At 58.3% G+C, this 18,854-nt stretch carries 17 protein-coding genes; 8 read left to right on the top strand and 9 right to left on the bottom strand.

Annotated elements, in window-relative coordinates:
• Positions 1-130: 130 nt before the first annotated feature.
• Complete coding sequence (locus NW856_RS02615) at positions 131-733, top strand: glutathione S-transferase family protein (protein ID WP_011432893.1); 603 nt, start codon at positions 131-133, stop codon at positions 731-733.
• Positions 734-744: 11 nt separating this feature from the next.
• Here the strand turns inward: NW856_RS02615 and NW856_RS02620 are convergent, their stop codons facing one another.
• From NW856_RS02620 to der, 3 genes are all read right to left on the bottom strand, one after another.
• A complete protein-coding gene (locus NW856_RS02620) occupies positions 745-2,001 on the bottom strand; it encodes a BMP family lipoprotein (protein WP_414398948.1) in 1,257 nt (418 codons plus the stop codon).
• Positions 2,002-2,089: 88 nt separating this feature from the next.
• The gene (gene smpB, locus NW856_RS02625) at positions 2,090-2,554 is read right to left on the bottom strand and encodes an SsrA-binding protein SmpB (RefSeq protein ID WP_011432891.1); all 465 of its coding nucleotides are present in this window, start codon (positions 2,552-2,554) and stop codon (positions 2,090-2,092) included.
• Between the two features lie 23 nt (positions 2,555-2,577).
• On the bottom strand, positions 2,578-3,957 hold the full coding sequence (gene der / locus NW856_RS02630) for a ribosome biogenesis GTPase Der (RefSeq protein ID WP_414398950.1): 1,380 nt from the start codon (positions 3,955-3,957) through the stop codon (positions 2,578-2,580).
• Positions 3,958-4,117: 160 nt separating this feature from the next.
• Between der and NW856_RS02635 the strand changes: the two genes are divergently transcribed.
• The gene (locus tag NW856_RS02635) at positions 4,118-5,314 is read left to right on the top strand and encodes an aspartate aminotransferase (protein ID WP_414398951.1); all 1,197 of its coding nucleotides are present in this window, start codon (positions 4,118-4,120) and stop codon (positions 5,312-5,314) included.
• 3 nt (positions 5,315-5,317) lie between these two features.
• On the opposite strand, the gene NW856_RS02640 is transcribed toward NW856_RS02635, so the two are convergent.
• The 3 genes from NW856_RS02640 to NW856_RS02650 all read right to left on the bottom strand — a co-directional run bounded on the left by NW856_RS02640 (position 5,318) and on the right by NW856_RS02650 (position 8,073).
• Positions 5,318-6,526, bottom strand: a complete 1,209-nt coding sequence (locus NW856_RS02640) for a Coenzyme F420 hydrogenase/dehydrogenase, beta subunit C-terminal domain (RefSeq protein ID WP_414398953.1) — start codon at positions 6,524-6,526, stop codon at positions 5,318-5,320.
• Positions 6,527-6,737: 211 nt separating this feature from the next.
• Positions 6,738-7,340, bottom strand: a complete 603-nt coding sequence (locus NW856_RS02645) for a sulfite oxidase-like oxidoreductase (protein WP_414398955.1) — start codon at positions 7,338-7,340, stop codon at positions 6,738-6,740.
• 94 nt (positions 7,341-7,434) lie between these two features.
• Positions 7,435-8,073, bottom strand: coding sequence for a response regulator transcription factor (locus NW856_RS02650; RefSeq protein ID WP_414398956.1), 639 nt, complete (start codon positions 8,071-8,073; stop codon positions 7,435-7,437).
• A gap of 508 nt (positions 8,074-8,581) precedes the next feature.
• On the opposite strand from NW856_RS02650, the gene NW856_RS02655 reads away from it, so the two are divergent.
• Positions 8,582-10,642: a ribonuclease catalytic domain-containing protein gene (locus NW856_RS02655; protein WP_414398957.1), complete on the top strand. Its 2,061-nt coding sequence runs from the start codon at positions 8,582-8,584 to the stop codon at positions 10,640-10,642.
• A 103-nt stretch (positions 10,643-10,745) separates the two neighbouring features.
• Positions 10,746-11,759 carry a phosphate ABC transporter substrate-binding protein gene (locus tag NW856_RS02660; protein WP_414398958.1) on the top strand — a complete coding sequence of 338 codons (1,014 nt, stop codon included), beginning with the start codon at positions 10,746-10,748 and terminating at the stop codon, positions 11,757-11,759.
• A gap of 223 nt (positions 11,760-11,982) precedes the next feature.
• Here the strand turns inward: NW856_RS02660 and NW856_RS02665 are convergent, their stop codons facing one another.
• Both NW856_RS02665 and NW856_RS02670 read right to left on the bottom strand, forming a co-directional pair.
• Complete coding sequence (locus NW856_RS02665) at positions 11,983-12,999, bottom strand: ABC transporter permease (RefSeq protein ID WP_414398959.1); 1,017 nt, start codon at positions 12,997-12,999, stop codon at positions 11,983-11,985.
• A gap of 47 nt (positions 13,000-13,046) precedes the next feature.
• Complete coding sequence (locus NW856_RS02670) at positions 13,047-13,868, bottom strand: ABC transporter ATP-binding protein (RefSeq protein ID WP_414329054.1); 822 nt, start codon at positions 13,866-13,868, stop codon at positions 13,047-13,049.
• Between the two features lie 196 nt (positions 13,869-14,064).
• Here NW856_RS02670 and argJ point away from each other — a divergent pair, with 196 nt between their 5' ends.
• Genes argJ through hypA form a run of 3 tightly spaced genes read left to right on the top strand, consistent with a single transcriptional unit; the run spans position 14,065 to position 16,878 of the window.
• Positions 14,065-15,282 carry a bifunctional glutamate N-acetyltransferase/amino-acid acetyltransferase ArgJ gene (gene argJ, locus NW856_RS02675; RefSeq protein ID WP_414398964.1) on the top strand — a complete coding sequence of 406 codons (1,218 nt, stop codon included), beginning with the start codon at positions 14,065-14,067 and terminating at the stop codon, positions 15,280-15,282.
• Between the two features lie 15 nt (positions 15,283-15,297).
• Positions 15,298-16,476 (top strand): agmatinase, encoded by a 1,179-nt coding sequence (gene speB / locus NW856_RS02680; protein WP_414398960.1) that lies wholly within the window; start codon positions 15,298-15,300, stop codon positions 16,474-16,476.
• Positions 16,477-16,479: 3 nt separating this feature from the next.
• Positions 16,480-16,878, top strand: a complete 399-nt coding sequence (gene hypA / locus NW856_RS02685) for a hydrogenase maturation nickel metallochaperone HypA (RefSeq protein WP_414398962.1) — start codon at positions 16,480-16,482, stop codon at positions 16,876-16,878.
• On the opposite strand, the gene NW856_RS02690 is transcribed toward hypA, so the two are convergent.
• On the bottom strand, positions 16,875-17,132 hold the full coding sequence (locus NW856_RS02690) for a TMEM14 family protein (protein WP_414398963.1): 258 nt from the start codon (positions 17,130-17,132) through the stop codon (positions 16,875-16,877). The two genes, hypA and NW856_RS02690, sit on opposite strands and share 4 nt — an antisense overlap.
• 202 nt (positions 17,133-17,334) lie before the next feature.
• On the opposite strand from NW856_RS02690, the gene NW856_RS02695 reads away from it, so the two are divergent.
• Positions 17,335-17,910 (top strand): ureidoglycolate lyase, encoded by a 576-nt coding sequence (locus NW856_RS02695; protein WP_414356334.1) that lies wholly within the window; start codon positions 17,335-17,337, stop codon positions 17,908-17,910.
• The last annotated feature ends 944 nt before the right edge of the window (positions 17,911-18,854 follow it).

The raw sequence follows: 18,854 nt of genomic DNA on the forward strand, positions 1-18,854 counted from the left end.
CAGAGGGCGGGGCTTCTCGGCGGTTTAGCTAAAAAAGTGTTAGGGACAGAGGGTTTTTGTTGATTGGGTTGCCGTTGGCGTTGTTAGGACGAAGTTCTTTGTAAGGTGCTTTGGGCTGAGGTTAACCACAATGTTGCGACTGTACGGGATCCCAACCTCCGGAAATTGCTACAAAGTGGAATTGCTCCTCAAGCAATTGGGGATCCCCTATGAGACGGTTGAAGTCAACTCCAGGGCCGGAGAAAACCGCCGCCCCGAGTACCTGGCCAAAAACCCCCTGGGCCAGATCCCGGCTTTGGAACTGGAAGATGGAACGGTCTTGGCCGAGTCCGCCGCGATCTTGGTCTACCTGGCAGAAGACACCCCCCTCTACGGCCAAAACAAGTTGGAACGGGCCGAGATTTTGAAGTGGTTGCTTTTTGAACAAACCCGCATTGCCCGCTACATCGCCACCACTCGCTTCTGGGTGCGGGCCGGCCAAGCAGAGGCCCATGCTGACGTGATCGCCCAGAACTTGAAATCTGGAACAGAGGCCTTGGAGATCATGGAAGGCCACCTGCAGGGGAAAGCATTTTTTGTGGGCAACCGCTACACCATCGCCGATCTCGCCCTTTTCACCTACACCCATGTGGCGGAGCAGGGCGGGTTTGACCTCAAGCCCTTTCCCCAGATCCGAGCCTGGTGTCAGCGGGTGAAAGCCACCGACCGCTTCTTCCCCCTCCCCGGAGCCTAGAACGCCTTCCGCTAGTTGCTGGCTCCCTCCATGCCCTCTAGCAACTGGCCCAGATACCAAATCTCGACCTCGCTGGCCACTTCCCCCTCAGCCAAGAAGGGCGTGCCATCTTGGAAGTTGAGTGGCCCCTTGAAGAGCTGAATGCTGCCATTCCCCAAGCCGGCGATGAACTCCTCCAACTTAGCCCTATCTTCTGGCTCCAGGGCTTCTCCCATGATGAACCCCGCCGAAGACGTGTCCGGGTTGTTGATATCCGACCAGTCGATGGGCGGACGCAGGAATTGGCTCTCGAAGGTGCCCGCGCGAGCTGCCTCGATCAATTGCTTGTATCCTGGCCCCCAGTTGTAGTAAGAAACCCCCAGGCAAATTTCGGGCGCAAAGTTACAACCGCTGGCCAGGCCGTAGTGGGTGTAGCGCACTCGCTTTCCGGCCTCAGCAGCCCGCTTGCCTTGTACCGCCGCCTCCGGTGTATCCAACCCCGACATCACCACATCAAAGCCGCTGTTGTAAAAGTCATCGGCAACCTTGCTTGGATCCAAAGTAACCCCTGGAATGTTGAACCAGAAGCCAATCCAGGTCACCCGGAACTGCAACTCTTCAGGACGATCTCGGTAAGTTTCCCAGCAGTATTTGGCCCCCAAGTAAGCAGCAGCAGCGTAACGGCGGGTTTCATCGTTGATCAGAGGCCCCAATAGGCCAATTTTGCCGGTTTCGGAGCCCAGGGCTGCAGCACAGCCAGCCACCATGCGCATCGCTTCCATCTGGGGCATGATGTTGGCCAAGTTGGGCAGATCGATGTAATTTTTCCCCTCCTTCCAGGCCATGTCCCCAGAAGCATGGATAACCGCAATCTCGGGATGCTTGCGGGCCGTTTCAATCGCATCGTCTTTGTGGTCATCAGAAGTAAAGATGATAACCTTGGCCCCTCGGGCGATCATGTCATCCGCCACCTGAGAGGCGCGCACATTGGGCCGATCCGCTGGGTTCACCTTGTCCAGGTAGTCAAACTGGAGGCCGGGCAACTTGGCCTTGACATATTCGCTGCCCTCCACATGGGCCTGGCTCCAGCCGCCATCCTGCATCGGCCCCACCAGCACCATGCCCACTTTGAAGGTCTCTTGCGCTGTTGTGGGGGTGGATCCCAGTAAAGCGGCGACCGATAGGCCAACAGCCAAGCCTTTCAAGGGAGAAAAAGCGCGGGTAAGATTCCAGTTCACAGGCAGCTCCAACAGAACAGGGATCCAAAGCCGGAAGACTACATCCATCATCGGGATCCCGCTGCAGATCGCTGTATCTGAGAATACAAAAAGGCGCTTGGCAAACGACGTGGAAGCCAGCAGGGGCTCAGGGAGAAATTTATCGTTCCTTCAGTTCCCGCTGAATCTCCCGCTGGGTTTGCCGCTCTTTGATTGCCTGCCGCTTGTCGTGGAGCTTTTTGCCGCGGGCCACGCCCAGATGGGCTTTGATCCAGCCGCGGTTGAGCACCAGCTTGAGGGGAACCACGGTCAGGCCCTTTTGTTCCACCAAGCCCCGTAGGCGGTCGATCTCGCGGCGGTGCAGCAGCAACTTGCGGCGGCGGGTAGGGTCGTGGTTAAACACTTTGCTGGCGGTGTCATGGGGGGAGATGTGCAGATTGTGCAGCCATGCTTCCCCATCCCGAAAGAGGGCAAAAGCGTCTTGCAGGTTGGCTTTGCCCGCTCGTATCGATTTCACCTCTGTGCCGGTCAGTTGGATCCCGGCCTCATAGGTCTCCAAGATGTCGTACTCGAAGCGGGCGCGACGGTTGTCAACCAGGGTTTTGACGTTGGGATCCACAGCCATAGGCTTTCAGTAGACCAGAGGACCTAACGAGAGGTCAGGGATCCCTCCAATTTTCGCACCGCCCGCCCAACCAAGCGCTCGGATTTGCCGCGCCAGAGAAAGCGAATGGGGGTACCGGTAAAGTCCAGGTTTTGCCGGAAGTGCTTTTCCAGGAAGCGGCGGTAGTTATCCTTAAACAAATCGGGATCGTTGACAAACAGAACAAAGGTGGGGGGCCGATCCGCCACCTGGGTGCCGTAGTAAATTCTGCCCTGCTTGCCCTGGCGGTTGGTGGGGGGCGATTGCCAGGCAAGAGCATCCTGGAGCACTTCGTTGACCACAGCGGTGGGAACCCGTTTGCGGTGGGCGGCCACCACGGTATTTACCTGCTCAAAGATTTTGTGGGTGCGTTGCCCGGTGAGGGCGCTGACAAACAGGAGCGGCGCCCATTCGATAAAGTAAAGCCTGTCGCGAATTTCGCGGGTAAAGTCGTTGATAGTATAGGTGTCTTTGTTTTCTACCGCATCCCACTTGTTGACCACGATGACACAGGCGCGGCCCTCTTCTTCGATGCGCCCGGCCAGCCTCTGATCCTGTTCGGTAACCCCCTCCAAAGCATCGATCACCAGCAGCACTGCATCCGAGCGCTGGATGGCCTTGAAGGCCCGGTTGATGCTGAAGAACTCAATGCCGTACTGCACGCGGTTTTTTTTGCGGATGCCGGCGGTATCGATGAGGCGATAGGGCTGCCCTTCCCAGGTGACCACGGTGTCGATGGCATCGCGGGTGGTGCCGGAAATGGGGCTGACGATGGCCCGCTCGGATCCTACCAGGCGGTTGAGCAGGCTGGATTTGCCGACGTTGGGCCGTCCCACAATCGAGACGGCGATGGGATCCGGCTCGCCTGCGGCTTCTGCGGTCACTTCGGGCAAGTGAGCCAGCACCGCCTCCAACAGCTCGGCTACCCCATTGCCATGGATGCCGGAACAGGGGATCGGATCCCCCAGCCCCAGCTCCCAAAAGGCTGCTGCCTGAGCCAGGCCCATCTGCCCCGACTCGCACTTGTTTACGGCCACCACCACCGGCAGGGGTTGTTTGCGAAGCCAATCGGCCACTTCTGCATCGGCGGGTGTCAGTCCCTCTCGGCCATCCACCACGAAGATCACGGCTTGGGCCTCGGCCATGGCTGCCATTGCTTGCTGGCGAATGTGGGGCAGAAATTCGCTGTCGTCGCCAAAAACCAGGCCGCCGGTATCCACCACCCGCAAGCGGCGCCCGTTCCATTCCACCTCCTGGTACAGACGATCCCGGGTCACCCCAGGCTCATCATGCACAATGGCCGAACGCACCCCCGCCATGCGGTTGACGAGGGTGGATTTGCCCACGTTGGGGCGGCCCACAATGGCCACAAGAGGTAGGGGCACTGTTGGCTCGTCGATAACTTGGGATATCTATCCTAGCTGTTCGGGATCCCGGATGCCCAAAGCCGCCAATCTCGATCATTGCTTTGGATACAGGTCTGGCGGTAAGTTAGGTACCTATCCTCCCATCAGGCACCGGCTGTGCCCCTTCCCCATTCTTGCCATGAACCGCGCTCTCGTTCCCGCCCAGCGGCTGAACAAGCTGCCCGCCTATGTCTTCGCCCGCTTGGATGAGCTGAAGGCCCGCGCCCGCCAGCAGGGGTTGGATTTGATCGATCTGGGCATGGGCAATCCCGATGGCCCCACCCCACAGCCGGTGGTGGAGGCGGCGCAGGCGGCCATTGCGGATCCCGCCCACCACGGCTACCCGCCCTTTGAGGGCACAGCCAGCTTCCGCCAGGCAATCACGGATTGGTACTGGCGTCGCTACGGGGTGGAGCTGGATCCCAATGGGGAGGCGCTGCCTTTGCTGGGATCCAAAGAGGGGCTGACCCACCTGGCTCTGGCCTATGTGGATCCCGGAGATCTGGTGTTGGTGCCCAGCCCTGCCTATCCAGCCCATTTTCGCGGCCCCATGATTGCCGGCGGGCAGATCTACCCGATGATGCTGCGCCCGCAGAAGGGGTGGTTGATCGATCTGCAAGAAATACCGCCGGAAGTGGCCCAGCAAGCGCGGGTGCTCTACTTTAACTACCCCAACAACCCGACGGCGGCAGTTGCGCCCCGCTCTTTTTTTGAGGAGGTGGTGGAGTTTGCCCGCCGCTACGATCTCATCCTAGTGCACGACCTGTGCTATGCCGAGCTGGCTTTTGACGGCTACCGGCCCACCAGCCTGCTGCAGATCCCAGGGGCCAAGGACTTGGCAGTGGAGTTCCACACCCTCTCCAAAACCTACAACATGGCCGGCTGGCGGGTGGGATTTGTGGTGGGCAATCGCCAGATCATCCAGAGCTTGCGCACCCTGAAAACCAATCTCGACTACGGCATTTTTGCCGCCATCCAAAAGGCCGCCGAAACTGCCCTGCGCCTGCCGGATAGCTACCTGGAGCAGGTACAAGAGCGCTACCGCCGCCGGCGCGACTATCTGATCGGCCGCCTAGCGGAGTTGGGCTGGCGGATCGAGCCGCCACGGGCGACGATGTATCTCTGGATCCCTACCCCTCGCACTGCTGATGGCACCCCCGAGGGATCAACAGAGTTTGCCCTACGGGTTTTAGAGTCCACCGGGGTGGTGGTGACTCCCGGCAGCGCCTTTGGAGAAGGGGGAGAAGGCTACGTGCGGATTAGCTTGATTGCCGATTGCGAGCGCATGGGGCAGGCCATCGATCGCTGGGCGGAAGCCGGGATCCGCTACTGCTGAGCCTCAGTCTTGCGGGAGTTGGTACTGCTCCACAATCCGCCGGGCAAAGGGGGGCACGTGCTGCTCTAGCTTGTGCGGATAGTGGCGGAGCACATAGAGGTAGTTACGGGTGAAGTGGGAATCGATGGAAAAACGGGCATATTCCAAACCGCGTGGCCCAAACCGCTCGATCACCGCCCCCATGATCTGGGCCAACCACATCGGTAGGGTCAGGGCTTGATCGTAGGCTGGGATCCCCTGCTGCACTGCCGCCCTCCGGGATCCCTGGGAGATCACCGGTTGGGTTTCCAGCTCCTCCCAGACTAAGTCCAACAGCTCTTGCCCCCGCTGATTGCGCACCAGCAGCCACTGCCAGCCCAAGGGGGATCCCATGTAGCCCACCACCAGATCTGCCAGAGCATTCACATAGTCAAAACAACTGAGGCAGGAGGGGGCAAACACGTCCTTGAGTTCTTTGGTCTTGAGGCCGAAGAAGGGCACCTTTTCCACCGAGCCATCTTCGTGTTTGAAGTGGATGTGGAAGTCTTGCATAAACTCGTAGTGCACCACCGTCTGTGGGGAGCGGCTGGTGGTTTCTAGAAACTTTTGCAGCCCGGCGCGACTGACATTGTCCACACAAGGCGTGCCCAACACATACAGCTTCTCTAGGCCCAGTTTTTTTTCCACAGCCCGCAAAGCTTGGATTTGGCAGCCCACCCCGATCACCAATAGGCGCTTGAGGCCGCTTTGCTCCACCTGCTCCAACACAGACAAGTTGGGAGAAAGAGTTGGCTTGTTAACTCGCGCCGCCCAGACCGCTTCGGGGGTACGGGCCAGGATGGGCCGTGGCTGAAAGCGATCCCGCTCATCCGCCTGCACGCACACCACCCCTTCCACCAAGCCAGTGGTGAGGGCCTTCATGCCAATGCTGCTGACAATGCCCGTCCACTGGGCCCCCGGGATCGGATCCCGCTTGCGGGCTGTGTACATCGCCTCGTAGACACCAAAGTAATCGGTATCAGTGACGGCAAGGGATCCTGAGCGCAGCGATTCCCGGGATCGCCCGTGGGTCTGTTCTTCCAACTGGGTCAGTTGCTGGTTCAAGAAGGCACAGGCTTCTCTGACGTGGGCCACGTAGCGGGTATCGCAGAGGCCGCACTGGCTGCACAGCTCTTTGGCCGGATAGCGGCCGGAACGGATGGGCCGGGCTGGACGCGGTGAACGGGATCCCATGATTTCTAGTGTTTGCGTAAGCGGAATGGAGTCCAATGGATCTTTATGAGCTTTGCTATTTAAGCTTTCTTTGAGATCTAAAGACACAGGCACCTCAGGCGTTCGCAGCAACGGCAACCAAGGTGCTCTCTTCAGTTTGCGGCCAAAACGGCAGATAGCGGCAAAGAACTTCGAGGGATCCCTGGCCAAGGAGGGCAAAATCCCAGAGCCTCTATGAATCGCTGTAGCGTTCTTCTGCCCAGGGTTCACCGCGCATGTGGTAGCCGTTGCGCTCCCAAAAGCCCGGCTGATCTTGGGGGAGAAACTCCAGGCCGCCGATCCACTTGGCACTTTTCCAGGCGTACAGGTGAGGGATCAAAGTGCGCACCGGCCCACCGTGATCTACCGGGAGCGGCTGGCCTTCCAGGGTGTGAACCAGGTAGTTTTCGGGGCGGATGAACTCCTCCAGAGTCAGGTTGGTGGTGTAGCCACCATAACAGCGTTGCATCACCGCCTTGGCCTCAGGAGCGATGGATACTGCCTGCAACACGTCCGGGATCCGCACCCCTGTCCAAGTCACATCCAACTTTGACCAGCGGGTAACACAATGAAAATCGGCGGTGAACGTATGTTGGGGCAAGGCCAGCAGATCCTCCCAGGTGAGCACTACTTCTTTTTCCACGGATCCCCAAATGCGCAGCCGCCATTCTTCTGGCCGGATCACCGGCGTATCGCCGTAGGTGAGCACCGGAAAGCCCCGCGCCAAATGCTGCCCAGGGGGTAGCCGACCCGACAAGGGATCCTCTCCTGCCAATTTTTGAAAAGACTTGCCCACCCCAGTTACCTTGCCCTTCAAGTGCGATCACTACCCTATCTCCAATCGCGCCGAGGAGATAGAGTTCTCCAGCCGTTGAAAGGGGTGGCGGGAATTACAACGGTTTTTTGCCCAGACCACTTTCTATCGCCCAGCGGGCCAGTTCTGTGCGGTTGTGCAGGCCGGTTTTGCCCAGCATGTTGCTGACGTGGCTTTCGATGGTGCGCTGGCTCACCCCAAGAGTTTCGGCAATCTCGCGGTTGGACAGGCCCCTGGCCACGTACTGGATCACCTTGGTTTCTGTTGGCGTAAGTTCAATTTCCCGATCCAGTTTTATGACCGGCTGAATGCCCACATTCTGCACTTGTAACAGGCGCTCGGTATGTTTGAGAGAAGACTCCACCTGCGCCACCAATTCTTCCGGCTCAAAGGGCTTGACCATGTAAACATCTGCCCCTGTGGTCAGGCCGCGCACCCGATCCGCTGTCTGCCCACGCGCCGACAGAAAAATCACAGGTATCCAGTCTGTAGCACTGTTGGAGCGAATGGTTTCCACAAAGGTGTAGCCATCCATCTCCGGCATCATCACATCGCAGATGATCAGGTCTGGTGTGAAATGGCGCATCGCTTCCAACCCCTCCAGACCGTTGCTCGCCGCCACCACCTCATAACCGCGAAACTCTAGGTAGTCCTTGGCCAGCAGGATTAAGTTCGGATCGTCATCGATGAGCAACAGTCGCTTTGGGTTGTCCACGGTTTACCTTTTGAGCGCTAAGCTAAAAAGTTTTAGGTGAAGAAATACGGAATCTCCTGTTTCCGTGACTTTCACTGTAGGGAAACGACTCTTGAGTACCACCCTTTTGCTTGCTCAATTGGGGAGCAGCCTATGGTAACTGTGCCTTACCCCTAGGATATCACACATGGAAGAAGTGGAAGTATCCACTTGCGAAATGCTGGCAACAGTATCTCTACGCAATTTAGGGACTCCAGTTGGTAACCTCATCCCAGGAACTTGGCAGAGCTGGCCTCTGCTTGAGACTCGCAGTACCCAATACATAGCCGTAATCTACCTGAGAACCCGTATCTCATATGTCTATATGTCATATATCTATATGCTTAAGTACCCATGTATCTGACATCTGCTACCTGTTCATAGTGTCCGTATGTCTTCTGGCCGGGGTTTCCAGGTAGGCAGGCGGGCAGAGCTGATGGAGAATGGAAGAAAGCCTGCAATCTGACGACAGCCGACATGGGGAGAACGGGTGGAAAAGGGCACACTGGTGGAGTTTCGTTACAATAACGACCGTGTGTTGGCAGTGGTTCAGGGCACCGAGGGCAAGAAGAACCTACTGCTGGGGGTGCCTTCCGGGCAGGTTCACAGTGTTCACCCTCGCCAGATTACCTTTGCTTTGAACGGGGGATCCAGCTTCACGGCTTCCGACATTCCCGGCTTTTGGCAGGCGGTGCAAGCAAAGTTGGATCCCGAAAGTTTGGCGTTGGCCTGGGAACTGGTGCAGGAGGAGCGTCAGCCCCTGAGCTTGGCCGAAATGGCTCGGCTGTTGTTTTCTGATGATTCCCCGGTCTCCACCTATGCCGCCTACCGCCTCTTGAGCGAGGATCGCACCTACTTCAAGCAAAAGGGGGAAAGCTACGAACCCCGCACTCCGGCTCAGGTGAAGGAGATCCTCCATCAAGTGGCCGTTGCCCAACAACGGCAGCAGGAACAAGCAGAGTTTGAGGCCCACCTGCGGGAGGCTCTGGCTCATCCCGGTCAAGGGTATCCCTGGACTCCTGCCGAACGGGCCCGTTTGGAGTTGCTGGAACGCCTGGCCTTACAGGGAGCGGCGGCAGCCATTCGCAGCCACGAGGATCTCTCTTCCAATCTCAACCCGTCGGATCGGGAACGGGCCTCGCAACTGCTGGAGCTGATGGGGTTTCCTGACACTCCGCAGGGGGCCTTTGAGGCTTTGGTGGCTCTGGGGCTGTGGAGCCGCCACGAGAACCTGGCCCTGCGCCTCACCGGGATCCCAACCCAGTTCCCGAAGGCGGTGGAGCGATACACCCAAGCCCTGCTCAGCCAGCCTCCCTCTTTCTGGGATCCCCACCTGCGGCAGGATCTCACCCACCTCCACACCTACACCATCGATGATGCCAGCACCCGCGACATTGACGATGCCCTCAGCGTCGAGTTCTGGTCGGATGACGCGGTGAAGCTCTGGATCCACATCGCTGATCCCAGTTGTTGGGTGCAGTGGGGGGATCCCCTCGATTTGGAAGCCCGCAAGCGTGGCACCAGTGTCTATTTGCCGGAGCGGGTGATCCCGATGTTCCCGCCGGAGTTGTCCACTGGCCCGATGAGCTTGGTGCAGGGAGAGGTGCGGCCTGCCCTTAGCTTTGGCATTCTACTGGGATCCGACGGCCAGATCCGCGATTCCAAGATTTGCCTCAGCCAGATCAAAGTGACCTACCGCCTCACCTACGAAGATGCCGATGAAATGTTGGAGTTGGGGGCAGAGGCTCAACTGACAGCCATTGCCCGGGCAGCCCAGTGGCGTTATGGGTGGCGCATGGCTCAGGGGGCCATTCAGATCGGCCTGCCGGAGCAAGATATCAAGGTCATCGACGAGATCCCCCACCTCCGGGTAATCGAGGATACTCCTGCGCGGCAGATGGTGGCGGAAATGATGGTGCTCACCGGCGAGGTGGCGGCTCGCTTCGCCAGCCAAAATGGGATCCCGGTGCCCTATCGTCTGCAGCCGGCTCCCGACTTACCTCCTCCCGAAGTGCTGGATAGGTACCCTCAGGGGCCAGTTCGGTCTTTTGCCATCATGCGCTGTCTATCGCGGGCGGAAGTAGCCACCCAGCCGGGGCGACATACAGGGCTGGGGCTTGAGGCCTACTGTCAGGTTACCTCCCCGATTCGGCGCTACCTGGATTTGGTGGCCCATTACCAGATCAAGGCTTTCCTGCGCGGGGATCCCTTGCCGTTGACGGAGGCGGATGTGCAGCAGCTGCTGCTGGGGATTGAGCCGGGCACCGCTGAGGCCAACCAGGTGGAGCGGAAATCCAAGCGCTATTGGAGCATCGAATACCTGCGCCTGCGACCGGGGCAAATTTGGCGGGCTCTGGTCTTGGGCTACCTGCGCGAGCAGGAAAACTTGGTGTTGGCCATGCTGGATGAGATTGCCTTTCGGGTGCCGGTGCGCCTAGAACGCCAGATTCCTCTGGGGGCTTGGATCGAGTTGGAAGTTGTGCAGGCGGATCCCCGTGCGGACGTAATTGAGCTGCGCGAGGTGGGACGAGAGGCGGCCATGTGCGGATAGATGCACCTTAACCTGCTGCTCACCCAATCTGCGCGGATAGCTGATACAACAGAGGGGGAAGTCTCAAAAGTCTGGATCGTGAATTTTCTTTAGGGGGGATCCCATGACTGCACGACCTTCCGGCCCACCTCCAATCGTTTACATTCTTTTGTTCGCGATACTGGGAGGCGGCGGCTGGTATGCCTATCGTTCCGGCCTGTTGGACTCATTCCTGAATAGAGAGAACACACCTCCCATCCCCAGCCAGATTCCAACTGCCCGGCCCCAAGCCCCAACAGCGCCCAACCCCCCTCAGGCCCAGGTACCCAACCCGCCTGCCAACGCCGTTAATCTGGATACTTCTCTGCCCAACCCAGCAGTGCTCCAGGTGGATGGCAGCGTCACGATGATCCGGATCGTCTTGGCCCTGAAGGGAGGCTACACCCAGCGCAACCCCGGCATTCCCCTCACCTATGGGATCCCGGATGGCAAGCCCAATGGATCCAATGCCGGCCTGAAGGCCCTGATGGAAGGTCGCATCCAGATGGCCGCTAGCTCCCGCCCCCTCAATGCCAGCGAAGTGCAGGCGGGTCTACAGGCGATCCCGGTGGCCAAAGATGCCCTGGCGGTGGCGGTGGGGGTGAACAACCCCTACAAAGGAGGACTGACGCTGCAGCAATTGGCCGATATCTTCCAGGGTCGGATCACCAATTGGAGCCAGGTGGGCGGCCCGGATCGGCGGATTCGGGTCCTCAATCGCGCCCCCCAGAGCGGCACCTACAGCGTTTTCCAAGAACTCGTGTTGTTGGGGCTGCCCTTCGCTCCCGATAACCCTCCCTACTTCACCACCGCCACAGAAGATGTCACCACCCCGCTGCTGCGGGCTTTGGGAGAAGATGGCATCACCTACAGCACTGTCGATCAGGTGCAAAACCAGCAAACGGTGCGGATTGTGCCCATCGACGGCCAGATGCCCACCCGTGAGGCCATCCAGAGGGGCAGCTACCCCTTGGCGCGGACTGTGTTTTTGGTGGCACCTCAAAGAACCAGCCCTGTGGTGGCCGACTTCATCAACTATGCTCTTTCGGATCAAGGCCAGCAAATCATTGGCCGCACTGAGTTCATCCCCCTCCGATAGCAACCCAAAAATAGCATCTGAGATAGCCGCCGACAGCAAGCGCAGCGCGGTTCCTCTGCTTTTCCAGAAGACGTCTTCTACCTGCTTTTAGATGTCGTGATTATTCTAAGACACTGTACCCACACCTAAAACGGTGAATATGCCAAGCCAAAAGGCTTTTCTCAGTAAACCAGGCGTCTTGCCCTAACCTGAAAGACTATAGATTTCTAACAAGCTCAACTTTTCAATTCTCTCGGCGCACAGCGCTCTCATGCCACTTGCCCAACACCCTGTCGGATAGAGCACTTAAGGAAATAAAGATCAGGATCCCCAAGCCGGTGACCAAGATCAAGGCCGCAAACATGCGGGGCACCTGCAGGTTGAAGCTGGAGATCAAAATCTGGTAAGCAATCCCGGCCCGTTGCCCACCGGTACCGGCAACAAACTCCGCCACCACCGCCCCAATCAAAGAAAGGCCACCGCTGATGCGCAGGCCCCCCATGAAGTAGGGCATGGCACTGGGCAGCCGCAAGTAGATCAACGTTTGCCAGCGGTTGGCCTTGTACAGTTGGAACAGGTTGAGCAGGTTGTGATCGACGCTGTTCAGCCCCAGAGTGGTGTTGGAAAGAATCGGGAAAAAAGCCACAATCCAGGCGCACACCACCATCGCGGCAAAGGTGTTGTTGCGCAGCCAAATGATGATCAGCGGGGCGATGGAGACAATGGGCATCGTCTGTAAAATCACCGCATAGGGGAAAAAGCTGCGCTCAATCCACTTGCTCTGGGTGAACACAATCGAGACCAAAAGCCCCGACACTGTGGCAGCCAAAAAGGCCACCACCGTAATTTGCACGGTGATCAACAGGGAAGGAAAAAGCGTTCCCCAGTCGCGAACGAGGGTTTGCACCACCAAAATCGGCCCCGGCAAGAGGTAGTGGGGCACTCCCGTTACCCGCACCGCCACTTCCCAGCCCACCAAGAAGAGGATCCCGACGATAAGGGGGGCAATCACTTCCAGGTTGAACCAACGGCCCAGATTCAACCCCTTTGCAGGCACCCCTGAGCCGGCACTCGGTATGTCTGCCTCATCCGTGGGTTGGGATCCGAGTTTTTCTCCAACTGCGCCGGTCAGCTTGGGCAGAGACCAATCTGGCCAATGGAGAGGCCAGCTCTCCCCCAAGCCAACAAGGGATCCCAGCCAACGGCGCCATGGCTCGAGAAGCTGGACAAACAGGTCGAACATATCGTGAGGTTGGGGCATCAAGGGACTTACGCAACAGAGAGAACACCGCTAAGCCAGGGATCCCATCAGCGCAAACGTCCAGCAGAGAGGGGGCGCAAATAGGGGGGATCCTGAGCTGAGCCGTGCATGGCCTCGTGCAGACGGGCCGACACTTCACGGCAGTAGTTGTTGTAAAGGGAAGAGGTGCGAAAGTCTTCCGAGCGGGGATAGGGCGCATCGATGGGAATATCGGCTATCACCCGCCCTGGGCGAGCCGCCATCACCACCACGCGGTTGGACAGGTAGACGGCCTCGTAAATGTTGTGGGTAACGAAGAGCACCGTCCAGCGCTTTTCTTGCCACAGCTCCAACAGATCGCTGTTCAACTTGCTGCGGGTGATTTCATCCAAAGCGCCGAAGGGCTCGTCCATCAGCAACACCTGCGGCTTGGTTACCAGGGCGCGAGCAATGGAAACCCGCATGCGCATGCCGCCCGATAGCTCGCGGGGAAAACTGCGCTCAAACCCCTGCAGGCCCACCCGTTGTAGAGCTTCCAAGACATCTCGATCGGCTTTTGGCTTGGGCTCACCTGCCAACTTCAAGGGCAGACGCACATTGTCCATCACCGTTGCCCAAGGCATGAGAGCCGGCTCCTGAAACACAAAGGCCAACTTGGGCTCCCCCTGGGGGGCGTTCTTCTCAAAACTTTGCCCCCATTCGATAGAGCCTGTGGTCAGATGCCCCAGACCTGCCACCAACCGTAGCACTGTGCTTTTCCCACAGCCGGATGGCCCCACCAAGCTAACGAACTGCCCTTCTTGGATGGTCATATTCATGTCCTGCAAAGCCACCGTGCCATTGGAATAGACCTTGCTGACATGGTTGAGGGTAATGACAGGGGTGGGCATGGCTGGCAATTCCCGGAGCAGAGGAAGCACACACTTTCAAAATAACCCTCTCTGCTGCCTCTGCTTGGTAGGCATAACTACAACTCTTGCCCTCAGAACCGGTTTCCAGAGAGTTTCTCACGGAAAGCTTGCGATGACCCAAATCGGAGCAGCAAGTCGGTATGATGTTGCCGACCACCCTCTGGCCAAGGAACACATGGGATCCCAATTTAGACCGGTTGAAGGCGCCGTTACTGCCCCGCAAGGGTTTCGAGCTGCTGGAGTGGCCGCTGGTCTAAAGCCCTCAGGAGCTGCGGATCTGGCCTTGATCGTTTCCGAGTGCGATGCGGTTGGGGCAGGCGTTTTTACCACCAATCAGGTCAAAGCAGCCTGTGTCACCTACAACCAAGGGATCCTTTCCCAGCAGCAGCCGGTGCGGGCCATTCTCTGCAATGCCGGGCAAGCCAATGCCTGTACCGGCGAAGAAGGGGAGCGCAACAATGCCCAACTGGCCCTCTGGGTGGGAGAACGGTTGGGGATCCCGGCCCATCAGGTGCTCACGGCCTCCACAGGGGTCATCGGGCGACAACTGGAAATGCCGAAAATCCAAGCAGCCCTGCCTGGCCTTATCGACAGCCTCTCTCCAGAGGGGGGGGAGAGCGCCGCCCGCGCCATCATCACCACCGACTTGGTGACCAAAAGTGTTGCCCTGCAAGCTGAGATCGACGGGTACACCGTCAGGGTCGGGGGCATTGCCAAGGGATCCGGCATGATCCACCCCAACTTGGCCACGATGCTGGCTTTTTTAACCTGCGACGCGGCTGTGGATCCCCGCCTGTGGCAGCAGATCCTCAAGCAAGCTGCCGACCTCAGCTTTAACCAAATCACGGTGGATGGGGATACCAGCACCAACGACATGCTCTTGGCCCTGGCCAACGGCCAAAGTGGGATCCCAACCCTGCAAGCCGGCACAGAAGCTGCCCAGACTTTGGCGGAGATGGTCAACCAAGTTTGCATTCATCTGGCTAAGGCCATTGCCCGCGATGGGGAAGGAGCTACCAAGCTGCTGGAAATTCGGGTGTGTGGGGCTGTGGATGATGGGGCAGCCCGGCATATGGCCCGTGTGATCGCCAGCTCTCCCTTGGTGAAGGCGGCAGCTTTTGGCAACGATCCCAACTGGGGACGGGTGGCAGCCGCCGCTGGACGGGCCGGGATCCCCTTCGACAGCCGCCGGTTGGATATCCGTCTGGGGGATTTTCTGCTCATGCAGGCGGGAATGCCCCTGGCTTTCGATCGCAAGGCGGCCTCTGAGTACTTGAAAGGGGATCCGGTGACCTTTACCGTGGATCTCCATCAGGGATCCGGCCAGGGCGTGGCCTGGGGCTGCGATCTCAGCTACGATTACGTGCGCATCAACGCCGAATACACCACCTAACGGGGGATCCCAACCATGACCACCGAATCGAACGCAAATAACGGCTTTTCTACCGAAGCCCAAGCGGCTCTGGCCAAGGAAGCGAGGCTTTCCCTATCCGGTTGGCAGCAAGAGGTGAGTCGAGGCTTAGAGTTTGGCCTCGAGGCAGCAGCCAGCATCGGCGATCGCTCCATCCCCACCTTTTCCCGTGGCGAATTGCCCCATTATGCCGGCATCAACACCTTCCTCAAGGCTCCCTACCTGGAGGATGTGCGCAAAGTTGGGGAGTACGATGTGGCAGTGGTGGGTGTACCCCACGATTCCGGCACCACCTATCGGCCCGGCACTCGCTTTGGCCCACAGGGGATCCGGCGCATTTCCGCTCTGTACACCCCCTACAACTTTGAGTTTGGCGTCGATCTGCGAGAGCAGATCACCCTCTGCGATGTCGGCGATATTTTTACGATCCCGGCCAACAACGAAAAATCCTTCGACCAAATCTCCAAAGGGGTAGCTCACATTTTCGGGTCTGGCGCCTTTCCCGTCATCCTGGGCGGGGATCATTCGATTGGCTTTCCCACGGTGCGGGGGATCTGTCGCCACTTGGGGGACAAGAAGATGGGCATCATCCACTTCGACCGCCATGTGGACACCCAAGAAACCGACTTGGATGAGCGCATGCACACCTGTCCTTGGTTTCATGCCACCAACATCCGCAACGCACCGGCCCACAACCTGGTGCAACTGGGCATTGGTGGCTGGCAAGTGCCACGGCAAGGGGTGAAGGTGTGCCGGGAGCGGGCCACCAATATCCTCACCGTTACCGACATCACCGAAATGGGCTTGGATGCAGCCGCCGATTTCGCCCTCGAAAAAGCCCTAGACGGCACCGATTGTGTGTACATCAGCTTCGATATCGACTGCATCGATGCCGGCTTTGTGCCGGGTACAGGCTGGCCGGAGCCCGGTGGGCTGCTGCCGCGGGAAGCGCTCTACTTGCTCAAGCGCATTGTGCGGGAAGCGCCGATCTGCGGCCTAGAGGTGGTGGAAGTCTCTCCCCCCTACGACATCAGCGATATCACAGCCCTGATGGCCACCCGAGTCATTTGCGATACGCTGGCGCATTTGGTGGTATCTGGGCAACTGCCGCGCCGAGAAAAGCCCGCCTACATCCACCCGGAGGCGACGCCAGAAATGGTCGGCGACTGGAGGTGAGAGATGCACGAGACCGACATGACCCGCGCCTTGATCCAAACACTACGCGACTGGTGGCAAAGTCAGCCAGGACAGCCTCAGATTGCTCGGGTGCACCTGGTGGTGGGACAGTTTACCTGTGTAGAGCCGGCCAGCCTAACTTTTGCCTATGCCGCACAAACCCAGGGTACTTTCCTACAGGGATCCCAGTTGGTCATCCGGGAAACGCCGCTCATTGCCTATTGCCAGCCCTGTAGCCAAGAGTACAAGCCAGAGATAGGCCGGCGCTATGCTTGCCCCAACTGTGGATCACCGATGGAGGAGATTCGCTCGGGCCGAGAGCTGAAAATTGACTACATCGAAATTGACTACATCGAATGTTCAACAAACTTCACCCCACCGGTGCAACCAGAAGTCGCCTAGGCCGCTCCAAAGCTAAGTCCCAGAAGGACAGCTGCTCCCAAGCTGAGGATGAACATCAAGCCGGCAGGCATTAACGTTCGGGTTTTGCGGTAGCGCAGGGCGAATACGATAGATCCCAGCACCGCCGTCCCCAAGCCCAGCCCCCAGTGGGGATCCACCCCCAGCAGCCCATAGCTGACTCCGCTGAGTGCGGCCCCAACCAGCCGCAGAGAGCAAAGAGTAGAGAGGAAAGAGGAGAGATTTCTTCCTCTCACTCCTCTCTTCTCACTTCTCACTCCTCGCTCCTCGGTACTCAATTCGAGACCTAGTACGTGCCCTCAAGAAGGACAAGGTAAGAATTAGAGACGCATAGACCGTTACCGGGAAAACCGTTTCTTTCCTGTCGCTCTCTATAAGATAAAAAGTCTGACTCCAATCCAATTGACCCCAGTCCAAGAAAGAGCGAGGATGCCAACCATGAGTACGACTGCAACTGCCACCACCGTTGTCCGGGTGCCGATTGTGGATGCCACCCCGGAAAATGTGCAACCCTTCGGCCAACTTTTGGGGGACGATGTGACCAATCCTGGCCTGGGGATCCCCTTTTATCAGGAGCGTGTCCTGGAAGGACAAAACATCGACTTTCAGTACACCGGTAGAGCTGTTATCCGTACCGCCAAGATCCTGCCCGGCTATCCACCTGTGCTCTGGCTAGAGCGCCACATGCGTATGACCCAGTTGTTCGTCGGTCTGGGGCAAGAGCCGTTCATCATGGTGATGGCTCCTCCCAACCATCCCCAAGAAGCTCCCGATCTCGACAAAGTACAAGCCCTGCGATTCCCTGCCGGGCATGGGCTGCTGCTGCACCTCGGCACGTGGCACGATTTCCCCATTGCCTGCGAGCGCCCCGCTGTGGTGCTAACCGCCAACTCTGAGGAAGTGGTGGAAGCCCTGGCCAGCATGAAAGGTGCCCAGGAAATGAATCAGGGGGATGTATTCAAAATTTCCCTCCCCCAACGGCTGAAAGCGGAGATCCACCTGGAGTTGGTCTGAACGCAAACCTGGATCCCGGGTCTCCACAGAATGCCAAAGCCTCAGTTCTAGAAGCGGCCCTCTATCAGCCTTTGGCCAGATAGGGGACTCGTCGCCTTATTGGGGTCGGCCTCTTGTACCGAAACCACCCTTTGGGCTCTTTCTCCCTTGCAAGGGACAGCGCTCTGCAACAGATTCTGGTAGTGGTTTATTTCTCCAAAAAGGTGCCCCGGCAGCATCCCATTTTGACTACAGGAGGCCGGTATTCCCGGATACTTGAAAAGCAAGGCGCGATGTTCATTTTGGGCAATCGCGAATGTCGTTACAGCCCTTTCGCGAGTTTACTCCGTCCGCATCTGGGTTCCCGGCCCACTTGGGTAAGGGGCTCTGGCAGCGGATCTTGTGCAGGTGACCGGCGGAAGGGCTGCTATCGCGGGCCATCTCGGCAGCAGCTTGACCCATCCAAACTTTGTCTAAGTATTCGAGAACACCTATCCACCCAGCGAAGAGCTTTGAGACAAGTTCAGAGAGAAATGCCCCTGCGCAAGGGAGGATTCACTAGCAAAGTGCGAGACAGAAGGCTACCTACGACTCTGCCAATGGGACTCTCTAGGAGAGGCGTATCCAACCGGAAGATTCACAAACGTCTGCAGCGTTGGCATCTGAAGAGAGTTGCCTTATATTAAATCAGCTAGCATGTTCGATATTTGCCAGAATTTAAGTTATTGTGAGAGCTGACATGCCATCCAATTGGTCAGACATCCATCCTCCCAATCCTGGGCAAGGGTTGGGTTCAGCCCAGTCTGCGCCTTCCCATTGGAATGAGCGCCACAGGGGAGAAGGCTCTCATGCCGAGTATGAGAGGAACGGATCTCAGACCAGAGCGGCGGATTGTCCAGAGGACTTCATGCCGAGCAATGCCGCAAAGATTAAGGTAGTAGGCGTGGGGGGTGGGGGTGGCAACG

It is taken from the genome of Synechococcus sp. R3-13 (assembly GCF_047462195.1).
Taxonomy (GTDB): domain Bacteria; phylum Cyanobacteriota; class Cyanobacteriia; order Thermostichales; family Thermostichaceae; genus Thermostichus.

Coding starts and splice junctions, on each gene's coding strand:
- speB (WP_414398960.1), top strand. CDS start 15,298: ATGACCACCGAATCGAACGCAAATAACGGCTTTTCTACCGAAGCCCAA.
- NW856_RS02695 (WP_414356334.1), top strand. CDS start 17,335: ATGAGTACGACTGCAACTGCCACCACCGTTGTCCGGGTGCCGATTGTG.
- argJ (WP_414398964.1), top strand. CDS start 14,065: ATGGGATCCCAATTTAGACCGGTTGAAGGCGCCGTTACTGCCCCGCAA.
- smpB (WP_011432891.1), bottom strand. CDS start 2,554: ATGGCTGTGGATCCCAACGTCAAAACCCTGGTTGACAACCGTCGCGCC.
- NW856_RS02620 (WP_414398948.1), bottom strand. CDS start 2,001: ATGATGGATGTAGTCTTCCGGCTTTGGATCCCTGTTCTGTTGGAGCTG.
- NW856_RS02670 (WP_414329054.1), bottom strand. CDS start 13,868: ATGCCCACCCCTGTCATTACCCTCAACCATGTCAGCAAGGTCTATTCC.
- NW856_RS02615 (WP_011432893.1), top strand. CDS start 131: ATGTTGCGACTGTACGGGATCCCAACCTCCGGAAATTGCTACAAAGTG.
- NW856_RS02635 (WP_414398951.1), top strand. CDS start 4,118: ATGAACCGCGCTCTCGTTCCCGCCCAGCGGCTGAACAAGCTGCCCGCC.
- hypA (WP_414398962.1), top strand. CDS start 16,480: ATGCACGAGACCGACATGACCCGCGCCTTGATCCAAACACTACGCGAC.
- NW856_RS02640 (WP_414398953.1), bottom strand. CDS start 6,526: ATGGGATCCCGTTCACCGCGTCCAGCCCGGCCCATCCGTTCCGGCCGC.
- NW856_RS02665 (WP_414398959.1), bottom strand. CDS start 12,999: ATGCCCCAACCTCACGATATGTTCGACCTGTTTGTCCAGCTTCTCGAG.
- NW856_RS02660 (WP_414398958.1), top strand. CDS start 10,746: ATGACTGCACGACCTTCCGGCCCACCTCCAATCGTTTACATTCTTTTG.